A 13137-nucleotide genomic window follows, 5' to 3' on the forward strand; every position below is an offset into this window, starting at 1 on the left:
AGCACGCTGTGGCCCAGCTCTCTCCGCTGCTCAAGCAGGCAACGCCCGTCGTGGTCGACCACGGTGAAGGGGTCTACCTCTACGACGTCGACGGCAAACGGCACCTGGACTTCACCGCCGGCATCGGCGTCACGAGCACCGGGCACTGCCACCCCCACGTCGTGCGGGCGGCGCAGGAGCAGATCGGCAAGCTCGTCCACGGCCAGTACACGACGGTCATGCACAAGCCGCTCCTCGAGCTCACCGAACGCCTCGGCGGAGTCCTGCCGAGCGGGCTCGACTCGCTCTTCTACGCCAACTCCGGCAGCGAAGCCGTCGAAGCGGCGTTGCGGCTCTCGCGGCAGGCGACGAAACGCCCGAACGTCATCGTCTTCCAGGGCGGTTTCCACGGCCGCACCGTCGCCGCCGCCACCATGACGACGTCCGGGACGCGGTTCAGCGCCGGCATCGGCCCGCTGATGGCCGGCGTGCACGTCGCGCCGTTCCCGTACGCCTACCACTACGGCTGGGACGAGCAGACGGCGACGAAGTTCGCGCTGCGCGAGCTGGACTACCTCTTCCAGACGGTCAGCGCGCCGAACGAGACCGCCGCGATGTTCGTCGAGCCCGTGCTCGGCGAGGGCGGGTACGTCCCGGCGAACACCGAGTTCCTGGCCGGGCTGCGCGAACGCGCGGACCGGCACGGCATCCTGCTGGTCGTCGACGAGATCCAGACCGGCTTCGGCCGCACCGGGAAGTTCTGGGGCCACGACCACTTCGACGTCTCCCCCGACATCGTCCTCATCGCGAAGGGCCTGGCGAGCGGCTTCCCGCTGTCCGGCATCGCCGCTTCGCAGGAGCTGATGGCGAAGGCGTTCCCGGGCTCGCAGGGCGGGACGTACGGCGGCAACGCGGTTTCGTGCGCCGCGGCGATCGCGACGCTCGAGGTCATCCAGCAGGAGAACCTGGTCGAGAACGCCGCCGAGCGCGGCCGCCAGCTCCTCGAAGGCGCGCGGGTGATCGCGGACAAGACGCCGTCGATCGGCGAGGTGCGCGGGCTCGGGCTGCTGGTCGGCTCGGAGTTCACCACGGCCGACGGCGAACCGGACACGGCCACCGCGCAGGCCGCGCAGCAGGCGGCGGCGAAGAACGGGCTGCTCCTGCTCACCTGCGGGCCGTACATGAACGTCGTCCGGATGGTGCCGCCGCTGGTCGTCACCGCCGAGCAGGTCGACGACACACTGCGGATCTGGGGCGACGTCGTCGCTTCGGTCACGGGGAGCTGAGCATGGCCCGGTACATCACGATCACCCTGGACAAGCGCGGCGTCTCCTGCCGGGCCCGGCTGCTGGACGACGAGGCACCGCGCACCTGCAAGGCGGTCTGGGACGCGTTGCCGCAGAGCGGATCCGCCTACCACGCCAAGTACGCGCGCAACGAGGTCTACACGCTCGTGCCGCCGTTCGCCGAACCCAAGCCGGGCCGGGAGAACCCGACGATCACGCCGATCCCCGGCGACGTCGTGTACTTCGGTTTCGAGGCCTGGGAAATCGGCAATCCGGCGTACGGCTACGACGAAGGCAGCGAAGCGCACAGCGACCAGGGCGCGACCGACCTGGCGATCTTCTACGGCCGCAACAACCTGCTGATCAACGGCGACGCGGGCTGGGTGCCCGGCAACGTGTTCGCCACGATCGAGGAGGGCCTGGCCGAGATGGCGGCGGCCGCGCAGGACCTGTGGTTGCGGGGTGTCGAGGGCGAAACGCTCTCATTCGCCCGCGCCTGATCCCCCGGCCCGGCCGCGGTTTTCCGCGGCCGGGCCGAGCTCAGCCCAGCTGCGCGAGATCGGCGTCGGAGAGCACGACTTCCGCCGCGGCGCAGTTTTCCTCCAGGTGCGCGATCGACGACGTCCCCGGGATCGGGATCACCACCGGCGACCGGCGCAGCAGCCAGGCGAGGGACACCTGAGCGGGGGTCGCGCCGACGCCGGCCGCGACCTTGCCCAGCACGCCGTCCGCCGTGGCGTGGTCGCCGCGGGCGATCGGGAGCCACGGGACGAACGCGATTCCGTTGCGCTCGCAGTGGTCGAGGACGTCCTCGGACGCGCGGTCGGTCAGGTTGTAGCGGTTCTGGACGCTCGCGATCGGCGCGATCGCCTGCGCCTCGGCCAGCTGCGCGACGGTCACTTCGGACAGCCCGATCCGGGCGACCTTGCCCTCGTCGCGCAGCCGGGCGAGCGCGCCGATCTGGTCGGCCAGCGGCACTTGCGGGTCGACCCGGTGCAGCTGCAGCAGCTCGAGCCGGTCGACGCGCAGGCGCCGCAACGAAAGTTCCGCCTGCTGCCGGAGGTATTCGGGCCGGCCGAGCGGGACCCACTCGCCGCGGCTCGGGCGGGCGTGCCCGCACTTCGTCGCGATGAGCAGCCCCGGGTACGGGTGGAGCGCGTCGGCGAGCAGTTCCTCGTTCAGGCCCAGGTCGTAGGCGTCGGCGGTGTCGAAGAACGTCACGCCGAGGTCGGCCGCGCGGCGCGCGACCGCGGCGGCACCGTCGCGCACGTGGTCCCACTCGGTGAGCCGCATCGCGCCGAAACCCAGGCGGTGCACGGAAAGGCCGTCTTCGAAGGTGTACGTCGAGGTCATGCCGGAAGCTTCGCCGCCGACCCTGTCACCCACCAGAGATTTAGTCTGAGCTAAATCTGCAACTTGCACTCCGCGTTATCTAATAGCGCCATTGGAGCAATTTGATTGCTCCGTTTGGGGATATGCTGACGCCTCAGGCAACTCTAGGGTGATCGCACCTGACCACCGGGTCGGCACGTCAAGGCGTCGGGACAAGGGAGAAGACGAGCCCCATGAACATCGAAACAGCCTTGAAGGAAGCGCTTTCCATCACCGGCGCGGTCGGTGCCGCCCTGGTCGACTACGAAAGCGGGATGGCCCTCGGGACGCTGGGCGGCGGCGACTGGCTGGACCTCGACACCGCGGCCGCGGGCAACACCGAGGTCGTCCGCTCCAAGCTGCGCGTGATCTCCGCGCTGCGGCTCAACGACGAGATCGAGGACATCCTCATCACGCTCGGTCGCCAGTACCACCTGATCCGCCTGCTCAAGCCGGCCAAGCACGACTCCGCGCTGTTCCTGTACCTCGTCCTGGACCGGGAGCGGGCCAACCTCGCGCTGGCGCGGCACTACCTCAAGAACATCGAAGCCGAGCTGGTCGTGTGACGGGGATGCCGGCCGAAGTACCCGGCACCCCGGTGCCGCTGCCGACGCGCAAGCTCGGTGCGACCCCGGCCTTCCCCGTCCAGAAGGGACCCCGGGAGGCCCACCCCGACGCCAAGGCCGCGGCCAAGGCCCTCGACGAGATCCGCGACCGGGTCGACCGGGCCAACATCACCGGGCTCCTGGTGGCCAGCCGGGACGGCCTGCTGCTGGCCAGCGACACCCGGGAGATCGAAGACGACAGCGTGGCGGCCATGTCCGCCGCCGCGGTCGGGCTGGCCACGAGGTTCATCGGGCAGGCCGGCCTCGGCGAGGCCCGCGGCGCGATGTTCCAGGGTTCGCTCGGGCACGTCTGCGTCTTCCCCGTGCAGGGGCCGATCCTGCTGGTCGTGTTCGCCCGGCCGGACACGACCATGGGCCTGTTCAACGTCGTCGCGAGGCAGGCGCTGACCCTGCTCCAGGACGCTCTGACCACGGCGAACTGACCGGCGAACCTCCTCCGCGCAAGAACGTGAAAATCCTTCATGGCGGCGTACCGCCGGTACGTACTACGCTGCGGTAACCACAGCGACGGCGCGGAGGAGAAACTGCCGATGGGCGACGTGGCGGCACGCCTGGCCGAGATCGTCGGGGACGGAAACCTGCTGACGGGCGAGGCGATCTCGGAGGACTACGCGCACGACGAAGCGCTGACGGCGGAACCGCAGAAGCCTGCGTACGTCGCGAAGCCGGCAACGGCAGAAGAAGTCGCGGAGCTGCTGAAAGCCGCTTCGGCACACAACGTCCCCGTGACGGCCCGCGGCTCGGGCAGCGGGCTGTCCGGGGCGGCCCGGCCGCAGGCGGACGGGTTGCTGATCTCCTTCGAGCGGATGAACGCCGTCCTCGAAGTCGACACCGGGAACCACGTCGCCGTCGTCCAGCCCGGCGTCACCCTCGCCGAACTCGACGCCAAGACCGCCGAAGCCGGGCTCGGCTACACCGTCTACCCGGGTGAGCTCAGCGCGAGCGTCGGCGGGAACGTCGGCACCAACGCCGGCGGGATGCGCGCGGTCAAGTACGGCGTCACCCGCAACAACGTGCTCGGCCTGCAGGCCGTGCTGCCGACCGGCGAGATCATCCGGACCGGCGGCAAGACGTCGAAGATCTCCACCGGCTACGACCTCACGCAGCTGATCATCGGCTCCGAGGGCACTCTCGCGCTGGCCACCGAGATCACCGTCAAGCTGCACCCGCGGCTGGCCCACGGCGCCACCGTGCTCGCCCCCTTCCGCGACTTCGGCCAGGTCATGGCCGCCGTGCCGGAAGTCCTCTCCAGCGGGCTCGCGCCGCACATCCTCGAGTACATCGACAACCTGACGATGGCGGCGATCGTCTACAACGAGAAGCTCGAACTGGGTGTGCCGGACGAGATCCGCGAGACCAGCGAGGCGTACCTCGTGGTGGCGCTGGAAAATCGTGAGACCGGGCGCCTCGGGGAAGACGTCGAAACCGTCGGCGAGCTGCTGAGCGAGCTGGGTGCCACCGACGTCTACGTCCTCGAAGGCAACGCCGCCCGCAAGCTCATCGAAGCCCGGGAGAAGGCGTTCTGGACCGCGAAGGCGGCCGGCGCCGACGACGTGATCGACGTCGTCGTGCCGCGGACCGCGATGCCGCAGTTCATCTCGAAGGCGCGTGAGCTGGCGATGGCCGCCGGCGGCGGCGCGCTCGGCTGCGGGCACGCCGGCGACGGCAACGTCCACCTCGGCATCTTCTGCAAGGACGACGCCAAGCGGAAGCAGCTGCTCACCGACGTCTTCGCCTACGCCATGGAACTCGGCGGCGCGATCTCCGGCGAGCACGGCCTCGGCCGCACCAAGGCGCACTACCACTCCGAACTCGAAGACCCGGCGAAGATCGAGCTGATGCGCCGGATCAAGCAGAGCTTCGACCCCGCCGGGATCCTCAACCCCGGCGTTCTCTTCCCCGAAGGAAAAGCATGAGCGAGCTGAACGGCGCCCAGTCCCTGATCCGCACGCTGGTCGACGCCGGCGTCGAGGTGTGCTTCGCGAACCCGGGCACGTCGGAGATGCACTTCGTCGCCGCGCTCGACTCCGTCCCCGAGATGCGGGGCGTGCTCGCCCTGTTCGAAGGCGTCGTCACCGGCGCGGCCGACGGGTACGCGCGGATCGCGGACAAGCCCGCCGCGACGCTGCTGCACCTGGGCCCCGGCCTGGGCAACGGCCTGGCGAACCTGCACAACGCGCGGCGCGCGCACACGCCGATCGTCAACGTCGTCGGCGACCACGCGACCTACCACAAGCAGTACGACGCACCCCTGGAGTCGGACATCGAGGCCGTCGCGGGCTCGTTGGAAGGCTGGGTGCGCCGCTCGGAGCACACCAAGGACGTCGGTGCGGACGCCGCCGCCGCGGTCGCCGCCGCGCAGGACGCGCCCGGCCGGGTCGCCACGCTGATCCTGCCCGCGGACGCTTCGTGGGGAGAGGGCGGCGAGACCTGCGCGCCGATCCCACCGCGCGTGCCGCAGGCCGTCGACGCGACGACCGTCAAGGACGTCGCCGCGGTCTTCGGCACCGGTGAGCCGGTGGCCCTGCTCGTCGGCGGCGGCGCGTGCCGCGAGGAAGGCCTGCGCGCCGCCAGCCGCATCGGCGCCGCGACCGGCGCCAAGGTGTTCGTCGAGACGTTCCCGGCGCGGCTGGAGCGCGGCGCCGGGCTGCCCGCGATCGAGCGGCTCGGCTACCTCGCCGAGCAGGTCGCCTACCAGCTCGACGGGATCAAGCACGTCGTCGTCGCGGGCACGAAGGCGCCGGTGTCGTTCTTCGCCTACCCGGGCAAGGCCAGCGACCTGGTGCCCGAAGGCGCCCAGGTGCACACGCTGGCGTCGGTCGGGCAGGACGTCACGCGCGCGCTGAACGAGGTCGCCGAGCTGGTCGCCGCGGACACCGAGCCCGTGCTGGCGCCGGAATCGCGGCCGGCGCTGCCCAGCGGGCCGCTGACCCCGCAGAACTGGGTCGAGGTGATCGGGGCGCTGCTGCCGGAGAACGCGATCATCGCCGACGAGGCCAACACCTCCGGCCTGATGCTGCCGATGGCGACGACGGGCGCGCCGCGGCACGACGTCCTCACGCTGACCGGCGGCGCGATCGGCTACGGCATGCCGGTGGCCACCGGCGCGGCCGTCGCGGCGCCGGACCGGCCGGTGCTGAACCTGCAGTCCGACGGAAGTGCGCTGTACACGATTTCGGCGCTGTGGACGCAGGCCCGGGAGAACCTGAACGTCACGACGGTACTGCTCAACAACCGCGCGTACGCGATCCTGCGGCTGGAGCTGCAGCGCGTCGGCGCGGCTTCGGGCGGCCCGAAGGCGAACGACCTGCTCGATCTTTCCCGGCCGGACATGGACTTCGTGAAGATCGCGGAGGGCATGGGCGTGCCCGCGTCCCGGGCGACCACGGCCGAAGAGCTCGCCGAACAGCTCCAGCGCGCCTTCGCCGAGCCCGGCCCGCACCTCATCGACGCCGCGGTGCCGCCACTGCTGTGAACCGGACTATTCTCCCGTCACACCTTCGACCCGGGAGCGGCGGATGAGCGACGACGAACACGCGAAGCGGGGCATCGACCTCGAAAGACCGAACGCCGCGCGCGTGTACGACTACATGATCGGCGGCAAGCTCAACTACGCCGTCGACCGGATGTTCGCCGACCGCGTCCTGGGCGTGCTGCCGAACGCGCAGCACATGGCGCTGACCAACCGGGCCTGGCTGCGCCGCGCCGTGCGGTTCGGCGCCGAGCAGGGCATCCGGCAGTTCCTGGACATCGGTTCGGGGATGCCGACGGTCGGGCACGTGCACGAGGTCGTCCAGGCGATCGACCCGAAGTCGCGGGTGGTGTACGTCGACAACGAGCCGATCGCCGTCGCGCACAGCGAGATCGTGCTGGAGGGCAACGAGAACGCCGCCATGGTGCAGGCCGACGCCGAGCGCCCGGACGAGGTGCTGGAGCACCCGGTCACCGAGGAGCTGCTGGACTTCGGCGAGCCGGTGATGGTGATCATGGCGGCGTTCGTGCACTTCATCCCGGACTCGCGGGACCCCGCCGGGCTGATCGGCACCTACCGCGACGTCCTCGCGCCGGGCAGCTACCTCGCGCTGTCGTCGGGCACCTGGGAAGGACAGGGCGAGGAGACTCACCGCTCGGTCGCGCTGTACGAGAAGAGCGGCACGCCGTTGACCCTGCGGTCGCCCGACGAACTGCGGGCGCTGGTGACGGGCTTCGAAGTCCTGCCGCCGGGGATCGTCTTCACGCCGGAATGGCGTCCGGACGGCCCGCTCGAAGACCCGCCGGAGCAGTCGGGCGGCCTCGCGCTGGTGGGCCGCAAGGAGCGGTGATGGCCGGCGACCGCGCGCCGCGCGGCATCGACGTCGACAAGCCGAACGCGGCGCGCGTGTACGACTACCTGATCGGCGGCAAGCTCAATTACGCGATCGACCGGGAGTTCGCCGAGCGGATCCTCCAGGTGCGGCCGGAGGCCAGGGAACTGGCCGTGCTCAACCGCCGGTGGCTGCGCCGCGCGGTGCGTTTCGGCGCTTCGCAGGGGATCCGCCAGTTCCTGGACGTCGGTTCGGGCATGCCGACGGTCGGGCACGTGCACGAGGTCGCGCAGTCGATCGACCCGGCGTCCCGGGTGGTGTACGTCGACAACGAGCCGATCGCCGTCGCGCACAGCGAGATCGTCCTGCAGGACAACGCCAACGCGGAGATGGTGCAGGCGGACGCGGAGCGCCCGGCCGACGTCCTCGGGCACCCGGCGGCCGAGCGGCTGCTGGACTTCACCGAGCCGGTGATGCTGATCATGGCGGCGTTCATCCACTTCGTCCCGGACTCGCGGGATCCGGCGGGGTTGATCGCGGCCTACCGGGACGCGCTCGCGCCGGGGAGCTACCTGGCGCTGTCGTCGGGCACGTTCGAAGGGCAGGGCGAGGAGGTCCGCCGCGCGGCGGAGCTGTACCAGCAGAGCGTGACGGAGGTCTTCGCGCGGTCGCGGGAGGAGCTGCGCGCCTTGGTCGGTGGCTTCGAGATCGTGCCGCCGGGGATCGTGTTCACGCCGGAGTGGCGGCCGGACGACCCCGCCGAGGTCGGCGAGCACCCGGAGCAGGCCAGTCAGCTGGCCCTGGTGGCCCGCCGGAACTGAGCGGCTATTCTCGCGGCACACCTGACTTCCGGGGAGCGGCGGATGAGCGAAGACGAGTACGCGCGGCGGGGCATCGACCTCGACAAGCCCAACGCCGCGCGCGTGTACGACTACATCCTCGGCGGACAGCTCAACTACGCCGTCGACCGGATGTTCGCCGAGCAGGTGCTGGCCGCGCAGCCGAACGCGCGTGAGCGGGCCCGGCTCAACCGGCAGTGGCTGCGCCGGGCCATCCGGTTCGGGATGGACCAGGGCATCCGGCAGTTCCTCGACATCGGCTCGGGGATGCCGACGGTCGGGCACGTGCACGAAGTCGCCCAGGCCGTCGACGCCGGCGCGCGCGTCGTCTACGTCGACAACGAGCCGGTCGCCGTCGCACACAGCGAGATCGTGCTGGAGGACAACGACAACGCGGCCATGGTGCACGCCGACGCCGAGTTCCCCGACGACGTCCTCGAGCACGACATCACCGAGATGATGCTCGACCTGGACCAGCCGGTGATGGTCGTGATGGCGCTGTTCGTGCACTTCATCCCGGACGAGCGCAACCCGGCCGGGCTGATCGCCGCCTACCGCGACGCGCTCGCGCCCGGCAGCTACCTCGCGCTGTCGTCCGCCACCTACGAGCAGCAGAGCGACGACACGGCCCGTGCGGTCGCGATGTACCAGAAGAGCGCGAACCCGGTGACCCCGCGCTCGGCCGACGAGCTCCAGGCGCTGGTCGACGGCTTCGAGATCGTCGACCCGGGCATCGTGTTCATCCCCGAGTGGCGGCCGGACAACCCCGCGGAAATGCCGCCCGACCCCGCGGAATGCGGCGGCCTGGCCCTGGTGGCCCGCAAGAACTAGACGGCGACGAGCTCCGGCGCGGTCCGCGTCCGCGGGACCAGCGCCGCGAGCAGCGCCCCCGCCAGCGCGGCGAACGCGGCCACCGCGAACGTCGCGCGGAAGCCGAACAGCGACGGCACCGGCAGCCCGCCGACGGTGATGGTCAGTTGAGCCAGCATCGCCGCCATCACCGCGCTGGAGACGGCCGTGCCGACGCCGCGCATCAGGGAGTTCAGGCCGTTCGCCGACGCCGTTTCGGTGACCGGCACCGAACCCATGATCAGCGCGGGCATCGCCGCGTACGCGATGCCCACGCCGGCCCCGATGATCACCGACGCCGTGATCAGCTCGGCGGCGTTGTCCATGAGCACGATCGCGAACGCGTACCCGGCGGCGATCACCAGCGAGCCGCTAATCAGCGTCGGGCGCGGGCCGAACCGGGCGATGAGCCGCGCCGAGACCGGCGAGAGCAGCATCATCACCAGGCCGTTCGGGGCCAGCGTGAGGCCGGACTCGACCAGCGTCTGGCCCAGCCCGTAGCCGGTCGACGCCGGCGCCTGCAGCAGCTGCGGGAACGACAACGCCATGGCGTACAGGGCGAAGCCGACCATGATCGACGCGAGGTTCGTGAACAGCACCGGGCGGCGCGCGGACACCCGCAGGTCGACCAGCGGATCGCGGCGGCGCAGCTGGTAGACGCCCCAGCCGAGCAGGACGACGACGGCGGCCGCGGCCAGCCCGAGCGTCCGAGCGCTGGTCCAGCCCCAGGTCCCGCCCTTGACCACCGGCAGCAGCAGGCAGAGCAGCCCGGCGGCCAGGCCGAAGGCGCCGAAGTAGTCGAACGGCGCGGGCGTCCGCACCGGCGACTCGGGCACCATGGTGAGGATCAGCAGCGCGCAGGCCAGCCCGAGCCCGGCGGCGGTCCAGAAGAGCACGTGCCAGTCGGCGTTCTCGGCCACCACGGCCGCGACCGGCAGCCCGATGGCGCCGCCGACCCCGAGCGTCGCGCTCATCAGCGAGATCGCGCCACCGACGCGTTCGGGCGGCAGTTCGTCGCGCATGATGCTGATGCCGAGCGGGATCACGCCCATCGCGCAGCCCTGCAGCCCGCGGCCGAGGATCTGGAAGGCGAGCGCGCTGGTCGTCGCGGACACGACCGAGCCGGCGATGAGCAGCCCGAGGCTGACGAGGATCATCCGCCGTTTGCCGTAGAGGTCGCCGAGCCGCCCGCTCACGGGGGTAACGACGGAGGCGGCCAGCAGCGTCACGGTGACCACCCAGGACGCGTCGGCCGGGGACGCGTGCAGCAGCCGCGGGAAGACCGGGATCAGCGGCACGACCAGCGTCTGCATGAAGGAGGCAACGAGCCCGCACGAGGCGAGCACCACGACGATCGCCCGGCCGGAACGGGACACCACCACACCCCCAGTGTGTGTTTAGTACGCGTCATGCAACTTCATGCACTGTACCTACGGGGTGACGGGTTTCCGTACGAGTGGCGGTTTCGTCACAGCCAGGTGCGGACGCCTCCGTGGCCGGAGCAGGTGCCCGAGCGGTGCTGGCTGTAGCTGTAGGTGCCGTCCTTGCAGAGGGCCGTGGCGCCGGCCGGGTTGTCACTGGGCCGGTGGACGCAGTTGCCGTCCGAGTTCCGGTAGTAGTCGGCCCCGCACTCGGCCGGCTTCGGCGCGGCCTGCGCGGTGGTCCTCGGGGCGGTGGTCCGCGGCGTGGTCGCCTTCGGAGCGGTCACCTTGGGCGCGACCGTCTTCGGCGCCTCCGGGGTCGTGGTGACCACCGGCGCTGCGGACGTCGTCGGCACCGACGTCGACGTCTCGGTCGGCGCCGAGTACGTCGGGATCGAATACGCCGACGTGGTGGGGGCGACCACCCCGAGGTTCCCGGCGTCCTTGGGCGGCACGGCACCGGCCCCACACCCCGCGACCAGCACACCCGCGACCAGCACCGCACCGAACTTCATTCGCATGCCGACTCCCTTAGCACCACGAAGCAATGCCGCAGGAGTCGATCGAACGCGCCCGGTTGTTACGCCGGTTCTCCTAAACTCGCCGTATGTCCTGGTTACGGCGGTACGCGGCCGAGCTCGCGGTCATCATCGCGGTGCTCGTCGGCTCGCTGTTCGCCGTGCTCAACGACGGGGCCAAGCCCGCGCACCACGCCGCCGTCGGCTGGGTGCTCACCGTCCTCGCCTGTGCCGCCCTCTTCTTCCGGCGCCGCTTCCCCCTGACCGTCGCCACGGTCACGCTCGGCTGCTGCGCCCTCTACTACCCGCTCACCGATCCCGACGGTCTCGTCCTGCTCGCCTTCGCCTACGCGCTCTACAACGCCGCCGCGGCCGGGCGGATCCGCGGGGCCGCGCTGCTCGTCGTCGCCGCGATGGCCGGGGTCGCCGCCGGGGAGATCGGCTCGCGGACCGGGCGGCACGTCGACAACTTCGCCTTCTTCCTGATGACCGGCTGGTTCGTCGCCCTGGTCGCCGGCGGGGCCGTCGCGCACTACCGCGCCGAAGCCGAGCGCACCAAGGAGGCCGAGGCCCGGGCCCGCGCCACCGACGAACGCCTGCGCATCGCCCGCGAGCTGCACGACGTCCTCGGCCACCACCTCGCGCTGATCAACGTCCAGGCCGGCGCCGCGCTGCACCGCCGTGAGCCCGGGCAGGCCGAGGAAGCGCTCGGCGCCATCAAGGACGCCAGCAAGACCGCGCTCCAGGAGTTGCGCGCGACGCTCGGCATGCTCCGCCGGACCGGCGGCCCGAGCCTCCAGCGGGTCGCCGAGCTGGCCGAATCGGTCGGCGCCTCCGGGCTGACCGTGCGCACCGAGATCGACGGCGTCGCCCGTGACCTGCCCCCGGACGTCGAGCACGCCGCGTTCCGGGTGGTCCAGGAGGCGCTGACGAACGTCGCCAAGCACGCCGGCGCGAAGACCGTCGTCGTCCGGCTCGGCTACGGCGCCGACGAGCTGTCCGTGCAGGTCGACGACGACGGCCGCGGCGGCGCGGCGCCGGCGGGCAACGGCATCCGCGGGATGGCCGAACGCGCGCGGGCCCTCGGCGGCGAGCTGACCGCGGCGCCGCGCGAAGACGGCGGTTACCGCGTGCGCGCCCGGCTGCCGGTGCGATGATGGGCCGATGATCCGGGTCCTGCTCGTCGACGACCAGCGGCTCGTCCGCGCCGGCTTCCGGTCCATTTTGGACGGCGAGGACGACATCTCCGTCGTGGCCGAGGCCGCGGACGGGCGCGAGGCGCTGCAGGCCGCGCACGACCACCACCCCGACGTCGTCCTGATGGACATCCGGATGCCGGTGCTCGACGGCCTCGCCGCCACCCGGCACCTCCTCGAAGACCCCGGAGTGCAGGCGAAGGTCGTCATCCTCACGACGTTCGACCTCGACGAAGACGTCTACGGCGCGCTGCGTGCGGGCGCGAGCGGGTTCCTGGTGAAGGACACCGAGCCCGAGGAGCTGATCCACGCCGTGCGCGTCGTCGCCCGCGGCGACGCGCTGCTGGCGCCGTCGATCACCCGGCGGCTGATCGCGGAGTTCGCCGCGCGCGGCACCCGCCCGGCGCCGTCCCCGGCGCTCGACCGGCTCACCGACCGCGAGCGCGAGGTGCTGTCCCTGGTCGCGGCCGGGCTGTCGAACGACGACATCGCGCGCGAGCTCACACTGAGCCCGGCGACGGCGAAAACGCACGTCAGCCGCATCATGACCAAGACCGGCACGCACGATCGCGCGCAGCTGGTCGTCCTCGCCTACGAATCCGGCGCGGTGACGCCGCGGTGGCTGGCGCCCTGACCCGTACTCCCCCGGGTGTACGGGACCGGCCTTAGGGGACACCGCCGGGAGCACGCGAAGTGTCCTCCGCTGCGCGACGCGCGGTAGGGCCCCGCTCGCGAATCCTTGTCCACC

The 13137-nt window shown here is 71.4% G+C and carries 14 protein-coding genes; 11 read left to right on the forward strand and 3 right to left on the reverse strand.

The window, feature by feature from the left end; translation table 11 throughout:
* Positions 1-8: 8 nt before the first annotated feature.
* Complete coding sequence (locus tag ACWEVN_RS06950) at positions 9-1265, forward strand: aspartate aminotransferase family protein (protein ID WP_452050561.1); 1257 nt, start codon at positions 9-11, stop codon at positions 1263-1265.
* A gap of 2 nt (positions 1266-1267) precedes the next feature.
* Entirely contained in the window at positions 1268-1765 is a 498-nt protein-coding gene (locus tag ACWEVN_RS06955) for a DUF3830 family protein (protein ID WP_003079597.1), read from the forward strand.
* A 40-nt stretch (positions 1766-1805) separates the two neighbouring features.
* Here the strand turns inward: ACWEVN_RS06955 and ACWEVN_RS06960 are convergent, their stop codons facing one another.
* A complete protein-coding gene (locus tag ACWEVN_RS06960; protein ID WP_452050562.1) occupies positions 1806-2618 on the reverse strand; it encodes an aldo/keto reductase in 813 nt (270 codons plus the stop codon).
* 212 nt (positions 2619-2830) lie between these two features.
* Here ACWEVN_RS06960 and ACWEVN_RS06965 point away from each other — a divergent pair, with 212 nt between their 5' ends.
* The 7 genes from ACWEVN_RS06965 (at position 2831) to ACWEVN_RS06995 (ending at position 9236) form a co-directional block, all read left to right on the forward strand.
* A complete protein-coding gene (locus ACWEVN_RS06965; RefSeq protein WP_310973289.1) occupies positions 2831-3202 on the forward strand; it encodes a hypothetical protein in 372 nt (123 codons plus the stop codon).
* 5 nt (positions 3203-3207) lie between these two features.
* Positions 3208-3684 carry a roadblock/LC7 domain-containing protein gene (locus ACWEVN_RS06970; protein WP_310973290.1) on the forward strand — a complete coding sequence of 159 codons (477 nt, stop codon included), beginning with the start codon at positions 3208-3210 and terminating at the stop codon, positions 3682-3684.
* 108 nt (positions 3685-3792) lie between these two features.
* Positions 3793-5178, forward strand: coding sequence for an FAD-binding oxidoreductase (locus ACWEVN_RS06975; RefSeq protein WP_452050563.1), 1386 nt, complete (start codon positions 3793-3795; stop codon positions 5176-5178).
* On the forward strand, positions 5175-6737 hold the full coding sequence (locus ACWEVN_RS06980; protein WP_452050564.1) for an acetolactate synthase large subunit: 1563 nt from the start codon (positions 5175-5177) through the stop codon (positions 6735-6737). The genes ACWEVN_RS06975 and ACWEVN_RS06980 overlap by 4 nt, the downstream gene beginning before the upstream one ends.
* A gap of 43 nt (positions 6738-6780) precedes the next feature.
* Positions 6781-7584 carry an SAM-dependent methyltransferase gene (locus tag ACWEVN_RS06985; RefSeq protein ID WP_452050565.1) on the forward strand — a complete coding sequence of 268 codons (804 nt, stop codon included), beginning with the start codon at positions 6781-6783 and terminating at the stop codon, positions 7582-7584.
* Positions 7584-8387, forward strand: a complete 804-nt coding sequence (locus ACWEVN_RS06990) for an SAM-dependent methyltransferase (RefSeq protein ID WP_452050566.1) — start codon at positions 7584-7586, stop codon at positions 8385-8387. The genes ACWEVN_RS06985 and ACWEVN_RS06990 overlap by 1 nt, the downstream gene beginning before the upstream one ends.
* Positions 8388-8429: 42 nt before the next feature.
* Entirely contained in the window at positions 8430-9236 is an 807-nt protein-coding gene (locus ACWEVN_RS06995) for an SAM-dependent methyltransferase (RefSeq protein ID WP_449683541.1), read from the forward strand.
* Here the strand turns inward: ACWEVN_RS06995 and ACWEVN_RS07000 are convergent.
* Together ACWEVN_RS07000 and ACWEVN_RS07005 are read right to left on the reverse strand one after the other, a co-directional pair.
* A complete protein-coding gene (locus ACWEVN_RS07000; RefSeq protein WP_452050567.1) occupies positions 9233-10636 on the reverse strand; it encodes an MFS transporter in 1404 nt (467 codons plus the stop codon). The genes ACWEVN_RS06995 and ACWEVN_RS07000 overlap by 4 nt on opposite strands.
* Positions 10637-10722: 86 nt before the next feature.
* Complete coding sequence (locus ACWEVN_RS07005) at positions 10723-11190, reverse strand: DUF3761 domain-containing protein (RefSeq protein WP_452050579.1); 468 nt, start codon at positions 11188-11190, stop codon at positions 10723-10725.
* 92 nt (positions 11191-11282) lie between these two features.
* On the opposite strand from ACWEVN_RS07005, the gene ACWEVN_RS07010 reads away from it, so the two are divergent.
* Positions 11283-12350 carry a sensor histidine kinase gene (locus tag ACWEVN_RS07010; protein ID WP_449683543.1) on the forward strand — a complete coding sequence of 356 codons (1068 nt, stop codon included), beginning with the start codon at positions 11283-11285 and terminating at the stop codon, positions 12348-12350.
* A 7-nt stretch (positions 12351-12357) separates the two neighbouring features.
* A complete protein-coding gene (locus ACWEVN_RS07015; protein WP_452050568.1) occupies positions 12358-13023 on the forward strand; it encodes a response regulator in 666 nt (221 codons plus the stop codon).
* The last annotated feature ends 114 nt before the right edge of the window (positions 13024-13137 follow it).

The sequence above is a fragment of the Amycolatopsis sp. NPDC003861 genome (assembly GCF_053605405.1).